A 24,871-nucleotide genomic window follows, 5' to 3' on the forward strand; every position below is an offset into this window, starting at 1 on the left:
TTATTATGGAAATGGAGAGAGTTACTATCAATTACTGAATAAGAAAAGTGAGGTTATTCTTAGGCTATTTACAGGACTTCCCTTAGAGAATGAAAATTTTAAAGACAATTAAAATCTTGGAATTTTGAAATTTTTATTTTGAAAGCCACCTGATCGGTGGCTTTTTGCATGACCTCTTCTATGCGCTCATACTCCATGACATCAACCATGATTTGAGCCCGCGATTTATAGTCCTTCAGTTCCATTATTTTCCGCGTTAGCGATAGGAGCGGCATCCTTTTGCTGGGCGAAAGATATAGCGGAAAGCGCTGCCGATGAGTGTTCGAAATCGGAACGCCCCGGTAAAACGAAATATAGATACTATCGTAATTATTATGATATCTACGTCTTCAATCAATAAAGATTTCATCTTGTTTTAAGTCCTCCGTCTATTACCAATAATTCACCGGTTACAAACTTTGATTCATCTGAAACAATACAGAATCGAATTGTTATTCTATTTCAAGGTTTCAAAGAATGATAATAATGGCAGAAGTAGTTCGAGTGGGGCTCCCTCTCTCGCTTAGGGAGACGTTTATTTTTTAACGTCTCTTTTTTTATATTTATTACCAGTGAAGGTGCTGTTTTTAAATTGACCAAAAGGTATTTTAGACAAAGGATCGATGAAGATGGATCGGATTTCGATAAAATAACGATGGCCCATTATGAGTAATTTATTTGTAAGATCAATCTTTATTTTGGACCTTTTATTTTGCTGTCTTCTTTCTGCCCAGGGTTCTTCAAAATATATAGAGCTGGAGTGGAAGAATGGAAGCGAAGAAGCAAAGAAAATTATGGTCAGTTCATCTTATTATGATACTATAGAAAATTGGTCTCCATTCAGTAGTGATATCAGTAATCGTACCTATTAGTTATAGGTGGACTGGGGCACGAAGAAAATGGATGTACTGTACCTAGAGGCATTTGCTAGAGTGAGCGGACTGATTATCTCTTAGAACAGGGCAAGCTGGAAATAGTATGCCATAATCATGAAATAAAGGCAGAAGATTATTGAAAATTCAACCTTTTTCAGGCTTTGGATAATGATTATTTCACTACATTTAAGCTCAACTATTAACACGATACTATTTAGAATTATGAACAAACTTGATGCTGTTATGGTAGAGGATTCATTTCTTCTTACAGCTCTACAAAATAAATCTGCGGAAAAATTGGCATTTAGTGATTATATGGATATTTTTCTTGCTTTCAAAAGATTAGTAAGCCAGCATGTCAAATTTATCTGCCAGGTTTTTCCTGAATACACACCACACGAGGAAGAGTTTCATCTTCGCCGTTTACTTGGTCTGGCCGAGGAGATTTTGGGACATGAACTTATTGAGCGGCTCAATGCGGCCGAGCTACTGATCCTGTGTCTGTCAATATTTGGACACGACTGGGGGATGGCTGTATCACAGGCCGAAAAAGATGCCATAGCAGACCGCCCCGGTAGCAGCCCTGAGGAATATGCGCTGCTCAATTCCGAGCATAACCGATTTGCCAGACATCTTGAAGTTTTTGGCGAAAAAACTGATAAGATTTCAGATTTCACATGGCAGGAATACATTAGGAAGACCCATGCGGAAAGAAGCGCACAACGAGTTAGAAAATACTTTAAGACGATTGATAATGGAATAGGAGAGGCAGCCGCGAGAGTGTGTATCGGACATTGGCTGGATTTCAAGGAGCTCAGGGATCAGGATGATTATCCATTGAATTATATTGTTAAGGGCGAACGGGTAAACCTCAGAGCGGTAGCTATCTATCTTCGCCTGATTGACCTTTTTGATATCACCAATGAACGCACACCTTATGCGATCTATAAATATACAGCACCACAGTCATACCGTTCCAAAATGGAGTGGTCAAAGCACTTCGCGATAAATTCTCTTGCCACTGTGGCATTTCAGAATGGGCGTCTGATACAGGTCGATGGGCAGACCAATGATTATAAGGTCTATGCCGAACTAGAGGATCTGCGAACTTTCTGCGTGGAGCAGCTTGTGGGCTGTAATGACTTGCTGAAAGATGATCCAAGCGAAAGATACTATCTTAATATTTTTGATATCAAGTGGAATGTTCGGGCATTGGGATTTGACCCTATCCTAATTAAATTTCAGTTCGATAGAACCAAAATGTTTGATGTACTTAGCGAAGAGATTTACAGTGGGGACAAATATGTATTTATCCGTGAGCTTGTTCAGAATTCAATTGATGCCATCCGCATGCGTAAGGAATGGATCGAAAAAAATACAGGTGCGACCGTGAGCAATTTTGGAAGAATTTCAATTGAGGTAGAAGACGCAGGGGATGATCTCTTGACCGTTTCTATTAAGGATGATGGAATCGGAATGGATCAGTATATCATTGAAAATTATCTGAGTATTGCCGGAAAAAGCTACTATGGAAGCGATGAATTCAAACAGCTGGGGTTGGAGATGGATCCGATTTCCAAATTTGGTGTGGGTATCCTGAGCTGTTTCATGGTTGCCGACAAGGTCCATATCAGTACCTTTAAAGATCCACACATTAAAAGTGACAGTAAGGTTATAAATATTGATATTCCCCACGTTGACCAGCAGTTCCGGGTATCTGCAACCAACCACGAGTATGAGCCAGTGGGAACCACAGTAACGGTTTATGTTTCAAAGAATAAGATCAGAGGCAAAGTTGATGAAGATCCACGGATTGATATCACTTCTTATCTGAAAAATCTTACGGGATATATTGATTTTCCGATATATATCAAGGAAGGAGGCAAAAGTACTGTTATTGTTGACCCGCTCGATAAAACAGATAGTTACCCTGGATATGAAGTTCACAGGTTGGATACCGCAGTTGATTTCAGCAAGATTTTTTTACCACAGAGCCTGAAACTTGCCAGGGAACATTTCACGGTAAAACAGATTTCGATCCATGATGATCTGAAAATGGAAGGGGTTACCGGATCCGTCAGTTTTATAATTCCGAAAGATCCATTTTTAAAAATTGCCGGTTATCCCAGCAACAAACCCGAATATTCACTGGTATTTCCAGGAAAGAGGACGCAAGACAGGATAGTAAAGATAAGATCCATCTGGAGTTCCTACAAGCACGCAAACCCTGGCAGAGATTATCCATATGGACAAAGTTCATATTCGACCGAACCTTACAAGGTTTACCTAGACGGAATTTTGGTTCCAAGAGCGATTCCGCCAACTTCCGTCGAGGGAGGTTCCTTTGAAGGACACCTGTCAGAGGATTTCTTTGATTATTATCCGATGGAAAGGTTTGTTGTTCCCCAATTGCACGTGCAGTTTATCAAAAATGATATCAGGCAGACAAATATTTCCAGGACCGAGATCAGGCAGCAGACATATTTTTGGGACGAGGCTTTAGCAAAGAAACTCTATCTGTATATCATTGAAATACATAAAGAAAAGCTTATGGATCCTGATCTGAAGAAAAGGATGATGTATATCAATTATCTGATTTTCTTTTATCGCGTCCCACTTAGCGTAATAATTAAATTCATCGGTCTGGAGAATGCCCCCCTGATGACTGTTAACGAGCAGGGAATCCTAAAATTTGATACATGGAAAAACCATATGGGCCGACCCGTCCATTTTCAACCGTCTTATACCTACTGGTTTAGGGAAATGGTCCTGAAGGAGTTTGACGAACGGCATAAATTGGACGAGAATCTGCTGGACTGGAGAGGAGATACCTTTGTTATCAGTGATATAAGCTATCCTGAGCTTTATAAGAAAAAAGGCTCAGTGCAGGCTATTACGGGAAGTCTTCTGGCTCAGTCTTATATATTCCTTAGCCACACTTTTTGTTCATTCCGCTTTGTGGAATCACCCTGGTTTGGTGGACCGCCACTGATCCAGGCCAGATGGGATCCTTCGGTAGCGACCTGTTCACCTGAATATTTCGAGATATTGACGAAGGCGGCAGAAAATATCGAGACCGTGGAAGAGGAATATTTCGGGCAGCTGCTATATGAGATCCGTGAAGAGCTTCATGAATATATCGATGTATTCCCACAGATCGGTCCATTTCAAGAGCCCTACGAAGATGCCATGGGTTATGGCACGGGAATACTAAATCAGCGACATCCTTTCACAAAAAGATTACTTCGGATTTTAGCGAACATCGCAGTTCTTGAACAAAAACCAATAGCAAGCTCGGCAGAACTTGCGCAATTGATAGACAAGGTCATGGAGTTGCCATTTTTTGATCATAATACTTATTTTGACCATGAATTTTTACTGCATGAGACCAATATGGTAATCGATGAGATCAATGTTATGATCGAAAGTGGACAGCTGATAAAAAATTATGAACCCCTGGAACATCTTTCGATTGAAGTTTTTGTGGAAGAGACGATTTTCGAGACGGAAAAAGGGAGTTACTATCAGTTTTTTAATATGAGTGACACAGAAGATTATGGTTTAAATCCTTTTTATTCACATTCGTTGTAAATGAATGTAAGTAATATGCTTCGTCTTTTTCCGTAATTGCTGCACTGTTTATAACGATACAATCTGTACTGTTTTTTTTGGTCTTTGTGGTTCTACCTGTGTAGCACAACACTGCAGAGATTCTGGAATTTGCGACTGAATGTGGCGAAATTTTCGGGATAGCTGGAGTTGAAGTAGGATATCAAAATAACGTAAAAATGATCAATATTTAAGAACATGCTTTTCTGGACGAAATGCTTAACAAACTTAGTGGGGAACAGAAACCTAATTTCGGAACAATGACGCCTCAGCACATGATCGAGCATCTTTCACTTTTTGGAAGATTTTCCAACGGAAATGAGCCACAGACAAGCTATTATACGAGTGAACAGGAGAGTCTCGTAAAGGAAAATGGTTATTAAAAAAAATATATGCCAAAAGACTTTAAGCACCCTGTTCTGCCCAAAGACATGCTTTTATTACTAAAGTGTTCAACATTGGCAGATGCCATTGGAGAATTGAATGTAGAGCTGGGGGAATTCAGGGAGTATTTCAGAAAGAATCCAGAGGTATACCCTGTAAATCCCATAATGGGTGAGCTGAACTTTAGTGAATGGGTGATATTTCACAACTGTTATTTTACACATCATTATAATCAATTTGGACTACTGTTCTATAAAGAAAAAGAAGTAAATTTGCTCAGGACAAAATAATGTGGACAAAACAGTCCGATGCCCAGTTTGGGTGCAAACAGGACTGTTCTTTAGATTTGGTGCCTCTTCTTGGGAAACTAGCGGTAGGTGCAATGATGATTGCAGCCGGCAGTGGTATGACTTTAAGCTGCTGGACGATGTTGATTGTTGGTTTAGGGAAGGCATAAACAAAAAAAAATAAGATAACTATGCCAGAATTCAGATTTTCATTACCTGCCATAACTGCGCTATATAACGATCAGCAACTGGCTTACAATCCAAGACACTCTGTGTTGGTAACGGGAGGACCGGGCAGCGGTAAGACAGTTGTTACCATTTTTAGGTTTTTAAGGGCTATCGGTGAGGAGCAGGAGATTATGCTTTTTACCTTTAACCGGACACTGATCTATACGATAAGAGGAATGTTAAAAGCAAGTGCCGAGGAACTTTTTGGTGAGCTTAATGAAGATCAGATTGATGATATTGTCAAAAATAGGCTGTCAACATTTTATCAGTGGCATAAGGACAACGTCGCTTATTTCAATGAAGATGAAGACAGCGATGTTATGGGTGAGAATTTTCGGAGGTATATCCGAAAAAAACGTAGTCAGCAAAAGTTTGATGAACTATTTTATGATGAGGGTCAGGATCTTCCGGGCAATGTTTACAATAATACTTTTGACCTGTCAGAAGTAGTAACGGTAGGAGCTGACAGGGCGCAGAATTATAGAGAATTTTATCCACCTGACGAGGTAGAAGACATCATTCTGGACAACCTGCGAAAGCAGTTTAGAGCTGACCAGCAATATCTTGGCGGAAACTACAGAAATACGAGACAGATATTTGATCTGGCGAAGAATTTTGTACCAGATGATCTCCGTGTTCAGGATATAGATTCTTCGGAACTGTCACCTGGTAACCGACCTGAGATCAGAATCGGACTTTCCCATGGGAAGCAGATGGATTTAATTATAGAAATTATTGAAAATAATCCAAACAGTAACATCGGAATCTTAGTTCACTTCGGAAACGAAGTGGAGACCATAAAAAATGAACTAATATCCAATGGGTACAGATGTGATGAAGACGCCCCGGTAGAAAAGTCCTTTTCGTATTATTATAACGAGATGAGTGCTGCGGATGAGGAAGTTTTAAAGCGAAAATTCCGGACACCTTTCATAACGACCTATGAATCATGTAAAGGTCTAGAATTTGATATCGTGATCATGGCTTTATTTGAGCTTTCCAACAAAGCAATGATAACTAAGAACAGAAGCGACAGATTTTATGCCACAAGAAGTCATTATTATGTTGCGGTGACAAGGGCCAGAAATGATATTTTCATTTTATGCAACAGAAAGCCAGATGTACTGGATTTTTATAATGAAAATGCCCAGCAGGATATCCTGGAGGGTTTATAGTAATTCAAAAAAGGAAGATTAAAAATGGCTAAAGGAAATAGAAGAAATAAACCCGTTGATAAGAAAGATACAAAAAAGCCGCAAGATAGCAGAAGCTTTTGGGAGAGGGCTATTTCGCCTAAAGATAAAGAAAACAAGAAGGCTTCAGATATAGAAGAAAGAAATGTCGATAGCGGGGAGCAGGTTGCTGGTCAGGCACAAATAGACCACGATATAACGACGGTAAGAGATGAAAAAAAGATATCCGTGGAATCTGAACAAGAGACGTTAGATAATGTTGGCAGGCCCATCATGCTGCAAGAAACGAATCACGGGCCCGAGAATGATGTAGATGACTCCGCTAGGGACTCCAAGACTGACAATGGTCAGGATGAGCAAAGTCAGAATTCTGAGCTCTTGACTATGCAGCAACAAACTGAAACCAAGGAGAACAAAGATGGATTATCAGATAGTGGGACTATGGAAGTTCGAAAGGAATTTTTACAAGGAAGTATTTCTTTTGATGTCGATCGAAATGATAAAGCAGATTATGGGCCTACTGATAAGAGATCAAAAACTGACCGAAATAACGTGGAAATGGACAAAATCAATTTTGATCTATCAAAACCTGTTTATGTGGAGATCCATAAAGGTAATATATTTCATTATTACACTTCGGGACTACTAATGCCTTCCAGTTATGTAAAGAACCGGGCGTTTACCGATATTCAGACTGTAAACGGAAACTTTCTTGTTCTGTCCAACAGTTCATCACATTCCTCAAGCGATCATATTCTACTGGAGATAGATGTATTACAGATAGAAAATCAGGATATTACGGTCTTTGATAATTTTGCGCTTTTGGCTGTACCATTGCCAGTTACCAGAATAAAAAAAATAATTGTTCAGAGCAATGATCTAAAAAGTGCTATTCTCAATGATTCGCTTCTGTTCAATGGAGGATTCATTCCTGAGGACATAATAATTGTCAGGGAGGTCGTTATCAGGCAGCAGTTCAACTTTAAAAGTTTAGAAAAAAAGGGAAGTGAAGATTATCAGTCAAAAATTGATAAATACGACCGAATTCTTGGCCTTTTGGCTTTTTTACGCAATTATGATCTTTTAACCGTTGATAAGAGCAAAGTATTTAGGAGTCTTTCTCAACATTTTTTCTATGCTATGCAGGTTCTGGATGAAGGATTCGGAGTTGAAATTGTACAGAAAAATACTATTTCGGAATTTTATAGTTACCTGTTCAATGAAAATTGTCCACCTGACAAATCGCTCTTGAAATGGCTTTTTGCAAGGGTTCAGATAGAGGAAAATTTTACCGATGCAGATACTTTGGACTTTGGGAAGATCCTGAAAGCCTCTGGCGAGGATTCGCCAGCTGTTAAACGTGTTCTTTCACTACTTGTGAGTAACGTTGAACGGAAAAAGGCGCTAAAGGAAGTTGAAGAGTCCAAGCAAAAATCGGCATTGCCGCTGTACGTATTTGCTTTCCTGAGAAATTACGGAAATCTTAACGGAATAGAGGTTGCCAGAAGGGATATCGCATCCGTTTATTCACGTTCATTCGGTGAATATGCATTTGCGGTTCTTGGATATTTTTATGGTTATAAAAATTTAAGAAACAGTGAGGAGCGACTTAGTTCCTCTAACCTTGCTTTATCCATGGTCAAAGGGAAACAGCCGATCAAATTCCAGCTGTCCACCCGTTTTGATTATGTGGTTATTGAACTAGTCTACCGTTTTGTATTTGAAAGTCTGGTCGGTATTACAGCTGAGACTATCAGGATTAGGGAGGATATTGAGGATGAAAAGGTAGGAAAGAAAATACCGGGCGAAAATTTCCCTGTTTTTGAAAAACTTCTTTACGGTAAACTTTACAGTAGTATATCGTTCGTTGATCCTTTTGAAAAGTTTATCGAACAGATTTCGTTTCTTCCACAGGAGATTCCGTTTTCATCAACATTTGGAACGTTCTGCCATAAAGCAAAAATAAAGATTCTACCGGTGAGCATAACTGAGCTTGGGGATGCCGCTTACTTCCTAGACCGTGTTTTTTTCGCCAAGAAGGATCTTTTACGTTACCTGTACGACAACAGGGACAAAATTGACATGGAGGAAATGCAGCTGAGAATTCAACTTGAAAAAAAAATAGTCAGTAGATAATGATTTTGCAGGATTTTCAAGATACAATTCTTCAGCTGAACGCACAGGAGATCATCGGGCACATCTCCATAAACAGAGCTAGTCTGAAGCTGATGTTCATCAACCTTGATGTCAATAGGGGAAATACGGATCTTGCAAATCAGATTCTGGTACTTTTAAGTACCATGCAGCTTGATGATCAGACCGAAGGATCCGAGGAAATACAGTTTTTATTCAAAGAACTGGGTTTTTATTTCAAGAGAGCAAATATACTTGCCTCGGTAATGAACTGTTCGAACCATATTGGTGAAAACATCTTTAAGAATAGACTCAGGGCATGGATGCACCATAGGCAGTATAGAGATGCGGAATCGCATTGTAGGCTTTTTGGGAAGTATCTTGAAAAACTATCATCGGCGATAACTGATGGGGTGGAGGATTACGAAAATGACGTACTACGTGATCTATACACCTATCACGTGCAGACTGCTGCTCTACTTGAGGGAAAAGGCAAAATAGCTGCACTACATACCTTCGAAGAACTCTTTGAAGATCCTGATTTGCTTCAACAGTATCCTATACTTGAGATCTACCAACAGAACCGCCAGCAGTTTACCGCAGAGATAGCGATCGAAGATGAAGTTAAAAAAATTTATGAGCCTTCTATTTTCACAGAAGCGCTGTTTAACAATAAGTTTCTTGATTATCTCCGTAACCATCCCAGAACGGAATGGCATGAGATTTTGCTGGGCTATGACCAGTATACCGTCAGGAAAAAGATCATTAATTTTGGGCAGGCACATTTTGATGATTTATATGGCCATCTGACCAGTAATGATATTGTTAAACTTTACTGTTATTTTAATATGCGCAAACATTACTACTCCTCCTTGTATTTGTTTGAGCGTTTCAACCATATAGCTCGATTTCATGGGACAAACGGCAGGATTAAGTTTATTGATGTAGGCTGTGGTCCGGCTACTTCGGGCATAGCATTGGTAGACCATCTCTATTCGGATAGTGGTGAACTTGTTTCTTTTGACTATTTTGGTGTCGATTATTATGGGTCGATGCGTGAGGAGGCTGAATACATGATGCAGAACAGCGCATATAACGATCAGGGTACGACGTTTTATCTTGCCGATCTTGCAGAACTGGGCTATGAGCTGCTAGACAACGCAAATAGCATTTATATAAATACCTGTTACCTGTTTGCAAGCGACAGTCTTAATGAGAATAAACTAGCAGAGGATGTGATGCACATTAGAAAATCTAAGCCTGATGTACCCTGTTACCTTCTGTTCCAGAACAGCACGGACCCTGCTAAAAATGTGAAATATAACAATTTTAAACGACTGCTGAGATATGTGGAGCCTCCCATATTTTCGACTACTGCAAGGGTCAGTTACAATAACAGAAGGAGCAGCATGTTTGGTCCGACACACGAGGATGTATACTTTGAAATTTTAGAATTAACTTAAAAATGTACGATTTATTTAATCCACTACCGGATGATATGGACAAAATCCCATCAATAAATGAAGGGATAGATTTAAGTGTAATCAGAGGACTTGGATATATTCCCAATTTTATCACAGGTGCAGAGGAAAAAAATCTTTTGGAGTCCATTAACAGGGAGCCATGGCTGAATGATTTAAAAAGACGTGTTCAGCACTATGGTTATAAATACGATTATCGTGCGCGCTCGTTGAATTATTCCATGTATCTTGGAGATCTCCCGGCATGGGTAGATCCTGTTGTTCATAAAATGCGGCGCAGAAATTTGATTGATCAGAATTTTGATCAGTTAATTGTTAATGAATATCTCCCAGGACAGGGTATTGCCGGGCACGTTGACTGTCAGCCATGTTTTGGAGAGACTATCTTTGCACTCAGTCTAGGGTCAACATGCCTAATGGATTTCATCAATATTGAAAGTAAAAATATAGTTTCACTTCTTTTGGAGCCTAGAAGCCTGTTGATTATGTCTGAGGAAGCCCGTTACAAATGGACACACGGTATCGCCGGGAGAAAGACTGACGTATATAAAGGACGTTCTTTTCCTAGGAAAAGCAGGGTTTCGCTGACTTTTAGGAAAGTTATTTTCTAAATTAGTTTTGGCTATTGCAGAGCTGTGGAAACCAAATTCAAAGAAACCGGATAAAAAAATAGCTACTAGATGCCTAATACATATTGTTTTTGGTCTAAATAATCAGTTCCGAATTAAAGGTGGTGATCAAACTAAAGTTTTCATTAAGGAATTAAGATTTAATTAGTCGAAATTGCCAATATAAATTGTGAGCTTCAAAATTTTATCATTTTGTAGATCATAGATTCCCTAAAAAACAATTCCTCAGGTATCTAGATCAGATTTACACATCACATTAACATTTAACGGGGACCTGATAAAAGCTGGATCGAATTCTTACTCAAAGACGGAAAACTGGTGAATGCCTTTGATTTTTTTAACATGGGATTGCACATTGACAGGTATAATACGCAACGTACATATGCACTTCAAAAATAAACGGATTATCGTTACTTAAAGTTAATACCTTTTATAGATGAAAGATGGTGTGCTGAGGCTAATCGGTGAATTTTCAATCAATTAAATATTTTTGATATTCAAAATTTGTTGATAATAAAAATGGATAGCCGTAATACTTTATTTTTTGTTTTTAATATATTTGTTTAAGAACATCTTTTTTAATCTATTACTAATACTTTTTTTAGCCATTTGAGTGAAAATTTAAAACCTGATTTCAACTTTGTGCGGGTTCTCAGTGAGAACGAAACCTATAAACTTCTTTTTCCTTCAAAAGAGGTGGGAATGGCGATTGTCATACTCTATGAGAGAATTGTCAATAAGGAATTTGATGACGACAAGTTCTCCGAAAAAGATATCCATACGGCATTTGAGGAAATTTATCAGACCAATATGCGGTATCCCAAAGAAGTGTACAGTGGTCATATTATGGATCTTCAGGAATATTTTTTGGATTATGACCAGGAAAAGCAAAAGTATTATTTTAAGGATTATGCCAATAAATTCTGTTTGCATGCAAAGGATACGCTGAAGGGCGCATTTAACCCCACAAGAATCCAGCAGATATGTTCCCATCTGAGTTCAACACTCAAAAATTCGGATGATCCCAGATTCTGGCTCGAGGAAACGTTTAAAAAATTTGAACCGGACCTCAGGGAGCAGCTTGATTTTTTGGACCGTCAGATTGTGCTGTCCGTTGAGGATTTAAAAAATGAGACGAATTTTTCGGATCATAGTTTTATTGATGTACTTGTAGCCACACAGGAGCGGTTGTCACAATCGCAAGCACATGTGCAGGAGCTCCGTTCGGCGTATTCAGAAACCAATAATATCCGTGCTACCTTGGATAATATAGATTTTACCGATCCGGTAATCAATGATCTTATCTTGGAGGTTCATGCGTGCCTGAGATACATCAATGACAGGCTCAATTCACTCGACCGGAAATTAGACCGTATTCAACCCAAGGTCCGCAAATTATTTTCCACATTGAATAAGCCTTCATTTAGTTCAAAAGTAGAGAAATTTATAATCCATCTTCTGAATGAAAGTGTTTTGGAGAATAGGAATATTGTTTTTCCCGGAAACATTAAGCCACCGCAACTGCACATCGATACACCTGAATTTACTATTGTAAGCAGAGATAAGGAGCTGTTTCCACCAAAGCCTAAGGAAAGAAAAACATATGTTCAAAATGAGGAAATCATACAGGAGAATGTAGAAAGGGTCAAAAGGGAAATCCGGGAGATGGAAGTTATTGACAAGTGGGAGAAACTGATATTTGCGGAGCTTGAATTAAAAGGCGAGATCAGATTATCAGCCTATTTTTTTGAGATACTGAGAGATTCCCAGAGCAGCCAGATCGCGGTAACTGTTTTGTTCAACGTTATAAAGCAGGTATATGCTAGTGAGGGGAAATTTAAACTGTTAACAGAAAAAACTCTGCAGAGGGATTCTGAACATAAAAATATTGGATTATGGAAAATGTCAATTATCAGGACATAATGCTCGATTTCCTCTATGATGAGGAAGCACGGGAAATTTTTGCCACAATTGATTATCAACTGAAGGATGGCGTGCATTTTCAGGATAGCGGGAGCCAGACCAGATATTTCGCCTATATACAGCGGAATATGAAAAGTCTCGTGAATTATTACCATAATTTTTTTGGTGTGCGCCTGAGTGAGGGGGGCGAGAGTCCGGATAATTACTTTTACTTGGATTTCTATGGAAATGACCGTGGGAAAATTTCCTCCAGGCACCGGAATATCCTTAAAAGTGAATATGTGATCATCGGCTTTATACTTTATAAAATCGTATATATTGACAATGATTTATTGCTCGACTCTGTCCAGCGACTAAAGGAAAAGATCCGGATCGACTATGATGATTATAAAAGGGGCATTTATTATCTGATCGCAAAATCAAAAAATATCGGTCCCGGCAATGTAAATGACGCGATGCTGGATTCCACGGTACAGTCAGCTCTGATCGAGTTCAAAAAGATCGGATGGCTGATCTTGGAAGGCGATGAATTCACCGTGCTACCGGCATTTGATAGGTTGATAAAGATTTATGAGGAATACATTCTGGATATTGATAACACGTTAAATGAACTGAAATGAAAGATTATCCGCGAATAAGAAGACTGTCAACATTAGGGATCATCAGGCATCAGCACTTTGACTATGAGTTCGGTCCTTTCAGAACGGATTTTGTCGGGGAAGGGGGCGCCGGTAAAAGTATGATTTCCGATCTACTTCAGCTGATCTTTGTTGGGGTGCGTTATTTCCATTCTCCCACCAAAGGCAGTGGTCCCAGAGAGGCTAAGACCCTGGTGTTACGATCGGAGGGAAAGGGTACGGATATGGGCTATGCATTTTTGAGCCTTGAGCTCAAAAAGAACCAATATGTGATCGTCGGGATATATCTGGAAAGTTCGGGCGCTGCAGAGATGTTCATTGTTCAGCAGGGGAATAATTTTGAAGCCGATACGAAGCTGGCAACGTTTGGCCAGCTGCTCGGTGTTGCTGAATTCCAGCGGGATAATTCCATTTTGCCCATCAATGAATTACGTGACCATATCATTGATAATTTTAACCTGACCTGTGAAAGCTGGGAGAGAACCCAGACCTACCATAAGATTTTATTTAACAATGATATTCTGCCGCTGGATCTTTCGGTAAGTAACCAGGCATTGCATAATTACGCAAGGATTGTTCAGGCTTTTTCGCGGGAATCGCTAGATATGGATAAGAGTGTCAGCTTGCAGTCTTTTCTGTTCGGTGATGAGAAAGAAAAAGAATTTTATAACAGGTTTGAAACCACGGTTGAGGAGCTGCAGGGTGATGAGAAGCAGTTTCAGGATAATGTCGCGGAAATAGATAAGCTTAAAATTAAGCAGCAGAAACTCAGTGATCTGCTCGATCTGAAGGTTTTAAAGGAGCGTCTTTTTAAAGACTATATCGAAGCCGAGTATGATTTCCTGGGCCAGCAACAAGATGGTCTATTTAAGGAGCTCGAAGAATTGATACTAAAATATGAAGAAAGCACCAGGCTCCTTCCACTTCTTGAATCTGTTCTTTTAAAAAAAATGGAGGAAATAGCACAAGAGCAACCTGTAATTGAGAAACGGGTTGAGGATGCTCTTGTTCTAACAAAGGAATGGACCGATAAACGTAAGAAAAGAGGTGATTTCTTGCGCTGGCTGGATGAGCTGGAAATTTCTGCCGAACAGGTTCTGGCCAAATACGACAGCTATCAGGAATCCAAGGATAATATCCGAAAGATAAATGAACTTGAAGCGCAGATTCAAAAGAATAAGATATCAACAAACCTGCTGGCCAATTATTCGGGAAAAGCAGTACTTGTACAGATCCAGCATAGTTGTGACCTATTGCAACAGGAAATCGAATTTAAAAATAAGCTTCGGTCCCTAAACAACCTGGATGAAGCCACTTCTATTGCCAGATGGGCTCTTGAAACAGACAGTGTTTTGAATCAGAGACAGGAGGGAATCATCAGGATGTTCCAGAATCAGGACATCAGGGTCGATCAACCGCAGGATAAGCTGTACAGATATCTTCCGTCGCCGGAGATATTGATTCACGGGGAGATTCCAGTTTATAGCGAAGATGAGCTTGGATTTTGGCTAAATCTCAATGGTGTTCTTGAATTTATTTCAAAAGATTTTGAACCTGTGTTCAATACCGGAAACAAAGATGACATTAAAAAATATTTCGAGGTCCAGACCAGTAACATTGCTAAGGATATACAGGGTTTAGAAAAGAGTTTAGCAGATTTAAGTGTTCTTTACAGGATTCTTGAAGAACTTGGAGATGCCGATGAATATGTTAAAGCCTGGGGGGCAAAGTGGGAGCTGGATGTGCAATTACAGTCTCATGAACTGTTTGCGTTAAAGAAAGATGAGCTTGTCGATCATTTCAATTTGGCGAATGATAGTGAAGTGCCAGCAAAAGCAATGCAGTATGAAAACTCCTACAAAACATTAAAAAAGGAAGAAAGTGAGTTGATAACCTTATCAAGCAATCTATCCCAACTGGAGAAATCTTTCATTGATGCCATATCCGATGAACAAGTTGTAGGCATAAAAAGTAAATGGCGTTTTGATTCTGCAGAGCAGCCTACTGTCCTTAATGATCTGGTCGATGCTTCAGATAATGCGAAGTTTTATGATGATTTTTTCGGGATTTACAAAAATCAGGAGAAGAATTATGCTGGTTCAGAAAGGATTAAAGAATTGGATCGACTGATAAATGAATTAAAGTCGAAGAGGAATGATGCATATGGTAAGTGTCCGGAAATCTTTGTTTCAACCTATGTTCCCAAGATCAGGCAATATGAGGAGGTTGAGCAATTACGTGAAGATTGTTCTGCAGCAGAAAATAAATATATCGTCAAATATAATGTCATTGCAGGGGAAAATTTAAACAATAATTTCAAAAGATTCGAGGATTCGGGAGATTTTCAGGCTTTGTGTGCAGAGATTTTACCTCCCGAAATTCTAAGTGATGAAAATATTTTGGAAAAAGATGTTATTGAAAAAATAGGAAAGTATCTGGCTGATATAAATTTAAAGAACAAGAAATTGAATTCGCGTAAGCTGAATAAACTGGCTTCGATTATTGAAGATGTCTGGCTTGAAGTCAGTACCCAGTTAAACATCGCACGGCAGATTCGGAATTTTCTGAACGATGATGAGAAAATAATCTCCGGCGGTCACAAGGCTACCTTGGCTGAGATAAAAGACAATTCACTTTCAGCCGACTGGATGCAAATCTTTGTTGAGAAGATTAAAAAAGATGCTGAGTTTGGATCTGACGAGACTTTATTTGAACAGGAGAAAGGGATTACAAATGAGCTTGAAAAGTATCACTCTTTAACCGATAAACTTCAGCAGGCCTATTACCGCTCGGGCGGTGACCGAAACCTTAGACCCAAAATAAAAGATCTCTTAAATCCCAAGTCGTATTATGGACTTAAATTTTCAATGGTAAACAGTTCCGGAAAGAAAAATGATGGAAGTAACAGTCAGACGTATTCTGCAATTGCGCTTTTGTGTATTGCCAAGTTAGCATTACTTGACAAAAAATCTGGCAGTAAAGACAAGGATGCAATTCGTTTTATGGCCATTGATGAAGCAGCAGGTTTGGGCAAAAACTTTGATATGCTATATAAAATAGCAGAGGCTAATGATTATCAGATTATTTCTATGTCAATATCTCCCCATAAGATAGATGCAGCCAAGCAGAATATCTACCTCCTGCATAATAGTGTGGAGGACGATGAGGTAAATTATGATCCTGTCCCAATATTTGGTCTACTTGAAAACGGAACAGTATGAGAACAGTAGAGTGGAAATATTTAAGAGGCCTCCATGAATTATATGTAGGTGGTAAAACAAGGTTAAAAATACTGAACAACAGTTATATTGAAAGGATCATTTTTACGCAAAAAAAGCTTGTAAGATATCAAAAAGGAAATCACTTAGTTCTCGAGTCCTCGAGTAGGTTTAAACCTTTTTATGAAAAAGAATTTTTGGAAACTTTTCTCTATTACAATAAGTTTTTTGAGGAATCAGGGCTGGAGAATAACAGTAAGAAAAATTTTACTGAACAAGATCTGAAGGCTTTAATATTTGTATTTTACAATAAACAAGAGATCAAAAAGAGGATGACCACCAGAAAAAAGCTTTCAGCGGAGCTTTTTAGAAAAGAAAACTCAAAGTATATCGAGAACAGGCCTTCTTTGGAGAAAGCGATACTGCAACTTTTAAAAGTAGATGCATTTCCTGAAAATGATCCAAAAAATCATCAATGGAGATGGGTCGTTGACTGCCTGGAGCCGCAGGTCATCGTACTGTGCGAAAATCTGGATTGCCTGAAGGTACCTGTTGAATACAAAAAGAGCAACATTGAACTCTGGTACGTTGGCGGTAATAATACGAAGCCCCTGCAGGACATTTCGGCAGATAAGCTGGGCCTGCCCATCTATTATTTTTGTGACTGGGATTATAACGGTCTAGATATCTATTGTCAGGTGAAAAATATTTTTAAAGAAAAAGGAAAAGATATAATACTCATTGAACCTCCTAAAAATGCTAAAAAATTACCGGTCGCGGTAAAACATCACAAAAGCAAATGGAGTCAGGAAAAGCAATTTTCAGGACTTGACCAGTCTCATTTTACGATTGGGCAGATTGAGGTAATTGATTCGCTTATTTCAAAAGATGAATGGATTGAGGAAGAATCTATTGATTTAATAGAATATTTAATATTCGCGTGTAGAAACTAATGACTCATTAATTTTAGTTTGTTAAGATTTTGTATGTTTTAACCAATATAAGGAGTTGTGACAAATTCGTGGCAGATAATTTTTTTTACTAAGTCATTGATTAATAATGTTTAATTGCATTAGATGGTAATCTCTACACAGATCCGAACCATCCTTTTCAGAATAGCATAAAATCCACTATTTTATTCATTTTCAAATTACTGCCATGATTCTGCAATAAATATAAATCATGCTATTATCTAGTAGAACAGAATATGACCGAAGCATAAAAATTTTTTGTTAAAATATGTATGTAAACTCGTCAAATAAATTGTTCTGTTTTTCGTTTAAATATATAGGAGTTCTAACTAAAGGACTTTAATTAATACCACGCTATGCAAGCCGTTTATCTGTACATACGAGTCAGTACTGATGAACAGGCTGTAAAAGGATATTCCCAACGCAGCCAGCTGGATCGACTTGTGCACTATTGTAAAGATCACAATCTCATTGTTACCAAAACTATTTTCGAAGACTATTCTGCGAAAACATTTAACCGACCGGAGTGGAACAAACTGTTCGCTGAACTTAAGCTCATTAAAAATCAATCTTCACTTATTCTCTTTACTTATTGGGATCGATTCAGCCGCAATATTATGGACGCTTATAAGATGTTAGAAAGATTGCAGAATATGAAAGTCTCCATTCAGGCAATTGAACAGCAGATAGACTTCTCAATCCCGGAAAGTAAAATTATGTTGGCAATGTATTGGGCTACTTCTGAAGTAGAAAACGATAAAAGAAGCCGTAATGTACGTTTGGGAATGCAAAAAGCAAGACTGGAAGGAAGATGGATCAATAAAGCTCCTCTAGGGTATAGAAATAAAATCACATCTGATGGAAAAAAATATATAGCCCTCTACGAACCGGAAGCATATATTATCCGTGAGGCTTTTACAGCTATAGTGAGACAAAATAAATATTGTTTAACTGAAATATACAAGGATGCGGTATCAAATGGGCTTAATTGTAGTAGAAGTGCTTTTTATCGGTTGGTAAGAAATCCTATTTATTGTGGTAAAATAAAAATTCCGGCATTTGAAGATAAACCTGAAAAAATTGTTGAGGGTACTCATGAGCGTCTTATACCTGTCGTTTTATTTGATCAGGTTCAAAGAATAATAAAAGACGCAGATTTAAACCATCCTATGAAACTAACTTCAAAAAGGATAGTCAATGAAAATTTAATTTTTAGAGGTGTCCTACAATGTCCTAATTGTGGAAATACGCTTACAGGAAGTGGATCGCAGGGACATACTAAAAAATATTATTATTATCACTGTATGGGACGCTGTTCATATCGGATAAGAGCTGACCTTATCAATTTGAGTTTTCTTTCATTCCTTAAGAAGAATAGAGTGGTAGAACCATTTTTAGAACTTGCCAATAGTATTTCAAAGGAAATTTACGGTGAAGAACATCATGATTATATTCAGAAAAAAGAGGAGATAAAGAAAGAAATGGAAAAATTGATTGATAGGGGATTCAATGCACAAAAGCTATTTTCAAATGGGAATATTGACTATGATGATTATATACTAATAAGAAGTCGTTGTCAGGAATCTTTAAAAGATAATACTGATAAATTGAGACAGCAGGCTTTAAAAATAGTGGCTGAAAAACATACAGAAAAGGGAACTGATTACATAATTAACCACTTAGGAGAGTTTTATGAAAATTCAGATACTATAACCAAACAGAGGATTATCAGGTTGTTTTTTCCGGAGAAAGTAAAAGTAATAGAAGGGAATATTGAAAAAATGCTATCAGAAAGTGTTAAGACTATATTTGGATTAACTGCTTCAGCTTCGAAAATAAAAGAAATCCATGGTCAGCAGACAGAGCAAGCAATAGTTGAATTTTTTAAAGAATTATATTTTTTAGGGTATGAACAAAACTTAAAAAATATCTAAAAATTGATTGATTAGTTTTTGATTTTTCAGAGTAAAGCTGATATTTTAAATTGCATTTATATAAAACACTGAAAAACAGTATTTTATCCGGGATTTGAAGTGTTCGAAATCCTGTATAGATAACGTGATGGGCTTGTCTTTTCGAACTTTTTGCTCCACATAAAAAAAATGATTTTGGTATTTATTTGATTTTCAGTTATTTAATATTTTTGAAAAAGTTCGAATCCTGTCAGGTTCGTAGCAACAATATGGAGCTTTAATCGAAAAATCCTCTAAAAAAGATAAAACATTTGTTTTTTAAGAAAAAATTTTTGCTTTAAAAAATATGGTAAAAGGGTGAAAAATACTCTAAATAGACTGAATAAGAAGTATTTATAAATAAAATGACACCATTTGGCCTAAATTGTCCTAATGGTGTCATTAAGTGAACTTGGAAGGATTATCTTCGAACCGTCTGATACAAGATTTGAATTGGATTTTGAAATTAAATATTTGATTATGAGTTGTTTGTGTAGGTTTTCGGAGAGTTCGAATCCTTTTGCGATATGTTGACGGGAGCAATTTTTCGAACTTTTGTCCTAATATTTTAAGAGCTCTAATTTTCAATATATTGGTTTTTAATACTTTATGATTTGTAATTCAAGTTCGAATCCTCTTGCCATAATGATTTTATTAAGTTATTTTGACTATTATAATAGTAAAAATAGGTAATTTTCAGCTTGGAGTTGATTTATTATCAACTCCAAGCTCGTTTATAAGAAATAATGTACTTTTATAAATTTAGCTAAAAATTTCCATAAAACTTTCTTAGTGCGTTTATCCTTAACAGTAACTTTTGCAACATTGTATGATTATTATTTGGATGAAAAGCCCTACTATGTTTTCATTTTCTCATTTTTGAGACTAATAAAGGAATTATTGAACTTTACTCAATTTTACCTTTATTTTTGTTTACGGGAAACCATATTTGAACTTTATGATGAAGCTGTTTTTGATCCAGCTATTCATTATAATAATGAGTAAGGATGCTACCCCTAGTTGGGCTGGCTATATTTTTTAATGAGAAGTACGCTATGTAAGGCACTTGAGAAATAAGTTTATTGGGTGAAGCAATTGATGATAAATATTTGCCTGAGATTGGAACAAGACGAAGACTTTCAATAAAAACTAATAATTTAGAATTTTAAAGACAAAAGCATATTTGAGTAAGGGTTCTGATAAATTGGCCAAGTACAAAGATGTAATCAAGGAATTAATAAGTTTATACCCCGAATATCACCCATTACAATGTATGCTTTATTGTTTACAATCGTATTAATGTTCAGTCTGAAAGGCGATAAAATATTAGAATTGCCAATGGATGTGATAAAAGTTGCCATACCCTTAATCATCTATTTTGTACTAATGTTTTTTGTTAGCTTCTATATCAATAAAACGCTGAAAGTTCCTTACGACAAAAATGCCTCAATAGCCTTTACAGCTACAGGCAACAATTTTGAATTGGCGATAGCAGTAGCAATAGCTGTTTTTGGCATTCACTCTCCGCAGGCATTTGTAGGCGTAATTGGTCCATTAATAGAAGTTCCCGTGCTTATTTTATTGGTAAAAGCCAGCTTGTGGCTAAAGAAGAGATATTGCAATAATTAGATTGATTTAAAAAGAAATCAGCACAAAGTTATAAAATTCAGAAATTTTTCTAAATTCAATTTTAACTTTGTATAAACTTTACAGTTTATATTTAATAATCACAAAAAAATAAATTCATAAATTTGTCTAAGTGAAAAATTGGAACAAACATATCACCATAGTTCTATGGCTATTTTGGGGATTTCTATTGGCTCCCAACATAAGCTATGCCTGTTCAAAAGCTCCAATTAAAACGGAACAACAGAAATTTTCAAAAAATCATCACGAGAAAGCAGAAAAAAAGGATTGTTGCAAAACCAAATCCTGTAAAAAATGTAAAGATGGAAATGGCTGCGGTGGTAATTGTAAGCATAACTCGTGTAAGTGCGGCGTTTCTTCACCAAATTCTTTAAGTGTACCAATCGCAATAGAATTAAAAGCAAAAAACTATTTTGCTGAAACCAAAAAGCAAAAATTCGGTTTCAAAGAAGCCTATTATTCTTCAGGCTTTTTCTCCATTTGGCTTCCCCCTAAAATAAGCTAAAATTATGACTTGACAGCCATAGGTACGTCTTGTCAAAAGCTGTTCCGGCTTTTTTTAATCCCTAATTTGTATCATTTATTTAAAATTTCAAACAGAAATGGGTTTGCTAATGCCCCATTTCTTAAAATGTAATTATTATGAAATCATTATCAAAAATAGTGATGGTAATCGCTGTATTACTATCATCAATAAACGGCTTCGCACAAATCAAGAATGCGAAAACAGAAACCGTAAAGATTTACGGAAATTGTGGTATGTGCAAAACCACCATCGAAAAAGCAGGTAACGTAAAAAAGGTAGCCAGTGTGGACTGGAACAAAGATACCAAGATGGCTACGCTCACCTATGACGGCGACAAAACAAATCAGGATGAAATCCTGAAACGTATCGCCTTAGCAGGTTATGATAGCGAGAAGTTCTTGGCGCCAGATGATGTATATGCAAAATTACCCGGTTGTTGCCAGTATGATAGAGCGTTGAAGCCAACTGCCAAAAACAAAGAGGCAGGAATGGATATGAACGCCGGGCATGGCAATCACAATCATAGTGAAATGACAGCACAGGGTAACAAGAATGCTACTCAAAATCAATCACAACTAAAACCTGTATTTGACAACTATTTTTCAGTTAAAGATGCTTTGATAAAAACAGATGCGGCGACCGCATCCGCCAAAGCTGCTGAATTGTCGGCATCCATTAAACCAGTTGATATGAGTAAGCTATCGGTAGAAGAGCATGCTGTTTGGATGAAAATAATGAAAGACTTAGCAGCCAATACAGAAAGTATATCAAAATCAAAAGATGTTGCAAAACAGAGAAATGCTTTTGCCAAACTCTCGGGCAATATTTACACATTGGCTAAAGTATCTAAACAGGATGTACCCGTTTATTATCAACATTGCCCAATGTATAATGGCGGAGCAAACTGGTTAAGCAAAGAGAATGCGGTTAAAAATCCGTATTACGGTTCACAAATGCTTACCTGTGGTAGTACAGTTGAAATTCTTGGCAAGTAAATCCTAAACTTACAATTATGAACAAGTACACTTGTCCTATGCACCCGCAGGTGCTAAAAGACGAACCGGGAAAATGCCCCCTTTGCAGCATGGCATTGGTTCCCATAGGCGGTACGTCAGCCTCTCATGAACACACATCAGGACATGGGCATTCGGGACATGCTCACCCTGACCATGCTAAAGAAAGTTTTGATAAACATGAGGGGCATCATACGGGCGATTTCCTCGCACGTTTTTGGGTAAGCCTCATCATTACAATTCCTATCCTGCTGCTGTCGCACATGATACAGCAGTGGTTAGGCTTTAGCTTTACTTTCAGTGGCGATAAGTATGTGCTGCTTGCGTTGGGTACGGTTATGTATATCTATGGAGGCTTGCCATTCCTAAAAGGAATGATTGGCGAGATAAAAGCCAAAGCCATAGGCATGATGACCCTTGTTGCCATCGCCATATCGGTAGCCTATATCTATTCGGTAGCCGTTGTGTTTGGTTTGCAGGGGATGGATTTCTTTTGGGAGTTAGCCACGCTTATTGACATTATGCTATTGGGGCATTGGCTCGAAATGCGTTCTCAAATGGCTGCATCGAGGGCATTACAGTCGTTGGTGGCTTTACTGCCTAATGATGTTACCGTGGAGCGGAACGGAGAAGCTGTAAAGATAAAGCTCGAAGACCTGCAAAGCGGTGAAACGGTTATCATAAAACCGGGAGAAAAAATTCCTGCCGATGGATTGGTACTGGAGGGGCTTTCGTACATCAATGAAAGTATGCTTACTGGAGAAAGTGTTCCGGTAAAAAAAGAAGCCAACAGTAAGGTTATTGCAGGCTCTATCAATGGCGATGGTGCGGTAAAAGTTAAGGTAACAGCGGTCGGAAAAGACAGTTACTTAAACAGGGTTATCAATCTTGTACAAGAGGCACAGGCTACCAAGTCCAATACACAAAACCTTGCGGACAAAGTAGCAAAATGGCTCACCTTTATTGCTATTGCCGTAGGCATAGGCACATTCATTTATTGGTATGCCAGCAATGGGGATATTGCTTTTGCATTAGAACGAATGGTTACTGTAATGGTAACAGCTTGCCCCCACGCATTGGGCGTAGCTATCCCTTTGGTGGTCGCTATTTCCACAACGCTATCGGCGACCAATGGGCTGCTTATCCGCAACCGCACGGCATTTGAAACGACCCGGAAGCTATCTACCATCATTTTTGATAAGACCGGAACGCTTACCAAAGGTTCCCACGCAGTAGAAAAGGTTTTCCCTTTAACAGATGAATATAATGCCGATGAGGTTATCCAGTATGCTGCCGCAGTACAGCAAAATTCAGAACACCATATCGCAAAAGGTATTATGGCTGCATTGAAAGAAAGGAGCCTCACCCTATGGAAGTCTGAAAACTTTAGCTATATGCAGGGCATAGGTGTAAAAGGTGTTGTAAACGGGAAAAATGTCGTAGCGGCGGGACCGAATTATTTCGCCGAAAAGCACCTTTCACTGCCCGAAATCCCAACTGAAATCAATCAGGAAGCCGAAACGGTAAACTTTGTTTTAATCGAAAATAAAGTAGCAGGTATCATCACTTTGGCAGACAGTATCCGTGAGGGTTCAAAGCAAGCTATTGACGACCTCAAACGATTGAATATCAAATCCTTTTTGCTTACAGGCGACAATGAAAAGATTGCTGCTGCGGTAGCTGGAAAATTGAGAATGGATGGGTATTTGGCAAATGTACTTCCGCACAATAAGCAGGAAAAAGTAAAGGAATTTCAAAACAAAGGTGAAGTTGTGGCAATGACAGGCGATGGCGTAAATGATGCTCCTGCGTTGGCACAGGCAGATGTTGGCATTGCCGTAGGTTCCGGTACAGACGTGGCAGCCGAAACTGCGGACATTATATTGGTGGACAGTGACCCCAGAGATGTGGTCAAACTGATTGACTTCGGCAAACTTACTTATAAAAAGATGGTACAAAACCTGATATGGGCGGTTGGCTACAACGTGGTAGCAATCCCTCTTGCCGCAGGTGTACTCTATCCGAAATTTATTTTAAGCCCGGCAATGGGTGCTGTACTGATGAGCATAAGTACCATTGTAGTGGCTATTAATGCAAGTTTATTAAAAATCAAAAAGTAAATAAA

The 24,871-nt window shown here is 38.1% G+C and carries 16 protein-coding genes and 1 pseudogene; all 17 read left to right on the forward strand.

Annotation, left to right across the window (positions count from 1 at the left end; translation table 11 throughout):
• The first annotated feature begins 704 nt into the window (after window positions 1–704).
• The 17 genes and pseudogenes from HHL20_RS18105 to HHL20_RS18185 all read left to right on the forward strand — a co-directional run bounded on the left by HHL20_RS18105 (window position 705) and on the right by HHL20_RS18185 (window position 24,866).
• Window positions 705–911 carry a hypothetical protein gene (locus HHL20_RS18105; protein WP_169232587.1) on the forward strand — a complete coding sequence of 69 codons (207 nt, stop codon included), beginning with the start codon at window positions 705–707 and terminating at the stop codon, window positions 909–911.
• A 225-nt stretch (window positions 912–1,136) separates the two neighbouring features.
• Complete coding sequence (locus tag HHL20_RS18110; protein ID WP_169232588.1) at window positions 1,137–4,505, forward strand: HD domain-containing protein; 3,369 nt, start codon at window positions 1,137–1,139, stop codon at window positions 4,503–4,505.
• 233 nt (window positions 4,506–4,738) lie between these two features.
• Window positions 4,739–4,906 carry a hypothetical protein gene (locus tag HHL20_RS18115; RefSeq protein ID WP_162304136.1) on the forward strand — a complete coding sequence of 56 codons (168 nt, stop codon included), beginning with the start codon at window positions 4,739–4,741 and terminating at the stop codon, window positions 4,904–4,906.
• 9 nt (window positions 4,907–4,915) lie between these two features.
• Window positions 4,916–5,197, forward strand: a complete 282-nt coding sequence (locus HHL20_RS18120; RefSeq protein ID WP_169232589.1) for a hypothetical protein — start codon at window positions 4,916–4,918, stop codon at window positions 5,195–5,197.
• Window positions 5,198–5,385: 188 nt separating this feature from the next.
• A complete protein-coding gene (locus tag HHL20_RS18125; protein WP_169232590.1) occupies window positions 5,386–6,597 on the forward strand; it encodes a 3'-5' exonuclease in 1,212 nt (403 codons plus the stop codon).
• Window positions 6,598–6,621: 24 nt separating this feature from the next.
• Window positions 6,622–8,751 carry a hypothetical protein gene (locus HHL20_RS18130; protein WP_169232591.1) on the forward strand — a complete coding sequence of 710 codons (2,130 nt, stop codon included), beginning with the start codon at window positions 6,622–6,624 and terminating at the stop codon, window positions 8,749–8,751.
• A complete protein-coding gene (locus HHL20_RS18135) occupies window positions 8,751–10,211 on the forward strand; it encodes a hypothetical protein (RefSeq protein WP_169232592.1) in 1,461 nt (486 codons plus the stop codon). Before HHL20_RS18130 ends, HHL20_RS18135 begins: the two co-directional genes overlap by 1 nt.
• Window positions 10,212–10,213: 2 nt before the next feature.
• Window positions 10,214–10,840, forward strand: a complete 627-nt coding sequence (locus tag HHL20_RS18140; RefSeq protein ID WP_228463223.1) for an alpha-ketoglutarate-dependent dioxygenase AlkB — start codon at window positions 10,214–10,216, stop codon at window positions 10,838–10,840.
• 627 nt (window positions 10,841–11,467) lie between these two features.
• Window positions 11,468–12,781 (forward strand): hypothetical protein, encoded by a 1,314-nt coding sequence (locus tag HHL20_RS18145; RefSeq protein WP_076596730.1) that lies wholly within the window; start codon window positions 11,468–11,470, stop codon window positions 12,779–12,781.
• Window positions 12,754–13,401 carry a condensin complex protein MksE gene (locus tag HHL20_RS18150; protein ID WP_073290867.1) on the forward strand — a complete coding sequence of 216 codons (648 nt, stop codon included), beginning with the start codon at window positions 12,754–12,756 and terminating at the stop codon, window positions 13,399–13,401. The genes HHL20_RS18145 and HHL20_RS18150 overlap by 28 nt, the downstream gene beginning before the upstream one ends.
• Window positions 13,398–16,640: a DNA repair protein Rad50 gene (locus tag HHL20_RS18155; RefSeq protein ID WP_169232593.1), complete on the forward strand. Its 3,243-nt coding sequence runs from the start codon at window positions 13,398–13,400 to the stop codon at window positions 16,638–16,640. The genes HHL20_RS18150 and HHL20_RS18155 overlap by 4 nt, the downstream gene beginning before the upstream one ends.
• Window positions 16,637–17,590 (forward strand): hypothetical protein, encoded by a 954-nt coding sequence (locus tag HHL20_RS18160; RefSeq protein ID WP_169232594.1) that lies wholly within the window; start codon window positions 16,637–16,639, stop codon window positions 17,588–17,590. Before HHL20_RS18155 ends, HHL20_RS18160 begins: the two co-directional genes overlap by 4 nt.
• A 374-nt stretch (window positions 17,591–17,964) precedes the next feature.
• Entirely contained in the window at window positions 17,965–19,542 is a 1,578-nt protein-coding gene (locus HHL20_RS18165) for a recombinase family protein (protein WP_169232595.1), read from the forward strand.
• Between the two features lie 1,257 nt (window positions 19,543–20,799).
• Window positions 20,800–21,189 (forward strand): annotated as a pseudogene (locus tag HHL20_RS18170) (arsenic resistance protein); the annotation flags it as partial.
• Between the two features lie 130 nt (window positions 21,190–21,319).
• The gene (locus HHL20_RS18175; protein WP_034722840.1) at window positions 21,320–21,712 is read left to right on the forward strand and encodes a hypothetical protein; all 393 of its coding nucleotides are present in this window, start codon (window positions 21,320–21,322) and stop codon (window positions 21,710–21,712) included.
• Between the two features lie 137 nt (window positions 21,713–21,849).
• Window positions 21,850–22,728, forward strand: a complete 879-nt coding sequence (locus HHL20_RS18180) for a DUF3347 domain-containing protein (RefSeq protein WP_027374764.1) — start codon at window positions 21,850–21,852, stop codon at window positions 22,726–22,728.
• 17 nt (window positions 22,729–22,745) lie between these two features.
• The gene (locus HHL20_RS18185) at window positions 22,746–24,866 is read left to right on the forward strand and encodes a heavy metal translocating P-type ATPase (RefSeq protein ID WP_027374765.1); all 2,121 of its coding nucleotides are present in this window, start codon (window positions 22,746–22,748) and stop codon (window positions 24,864–24,866) included.
• Window positions 24,867–24,871: the final 5 nt, after the last annotated feature.

This window comes from Chryseobacterium cheonjiense, assembly GCF_012927265.1.
GTDB classification, from domain to species: Bacteria; Bacteroidota; Bacteroidia; order Flavobacteriales; family Weeksellaceae; genus Chryseobacterium; species Chryseobacterium cheonjiense.

Coding starts and splice junctions, on each gene's coding strand:
- HHL20_RS18135 (WP_169232592.1), top strand. CDS start 8,751: ATGATTTTGCAGGATTTTCAAGATACAATTCTTCAGCTGAACGCACAG.
- HHL20_RS18180 (WP_027374764.1), top strand. CDS start 21,850: ATGAAATCATTATCAAAAATAGTGATGGTAATCGCTGTATTACTATCA.
- HHL20_RS18120 (WP_169232589.1), top strand. CDS start 4,916: ATGCCAAAAGACTTTAAGCACCCTGTTCTGCCCAAAGACATGCTTTTA.
- HHL20_RS18125 (WP_169232590.1), top strand. CDS start 5,386: ATGCCAGAATTCAGATTTTCATTACCTGCCATAACTGCGCTATATAAC.
- HHL20_RS18115 (WP_162304136.1), top strand. CDS start 4,739: ATGCTTAACAAACTTAGTGGGGAACAGAAACCTAATTTCGGAACAATG.
- HHL20_RS18105 (WP_169232587.1), top strand. CDS start 705: ATGAGTAATTTATTTGTAAGATCAATCTTTATTTTGGACCTTTTATTT.
- HHL20_RS18130 (WP_169232591.1), top strand. CDS start 6,622: ATGGCTAAAGGAAATAGAAGAAATAAACCCGTTGATAAGAAAGATACA.
- HHL20_RS18150 (WP_073290867.1), top strand. CDS start 12,754: ATGGAAAATGTCAATTATCAGGACATAATGCTCGATTTCCTCTATGAT.
- HHL20_RS18185 (WP_027374765.1), top strand. CDS start 22,746: ATGAACAAGTACACTTGTCCTATGCACCCGCAGGTGCTAAAAGACGAA.
- HHL20_RS18140 (WP_228463223.1), top strand. CDS start 10,214: ATGTACGATTTATTTAATCCACTACCGGATGATATGGACAAAATCCCA.
- HHL20_RS18110 (WP_169232588.1), top strand. CDS start 1,137: ATGAACAAACTTGATGCTGTTATGGTAGAGGATTCATTTCTTCTTACA.
- HHL20_RS18160 (WP_169232594.1), top strand. CDS start 16,637: ATGAGAACAGTAGAGTGGAAATATTTAAGAGGCCTCCATGAATTATAT.
- HHL20_RS18155 (WP_169232593.1), top strand. CDS start 13,398: ATGAAAGATTATCCGCGAATAAGAAGACTGTCAACATTAGGGATCATC.
- HHL20_RS18165 (WP_169232595.1), top strand. CDS start 17,965: ATGCAAGCCGTTTATCTGTACATACGAGTCAGTACTGATGAACAGGCT.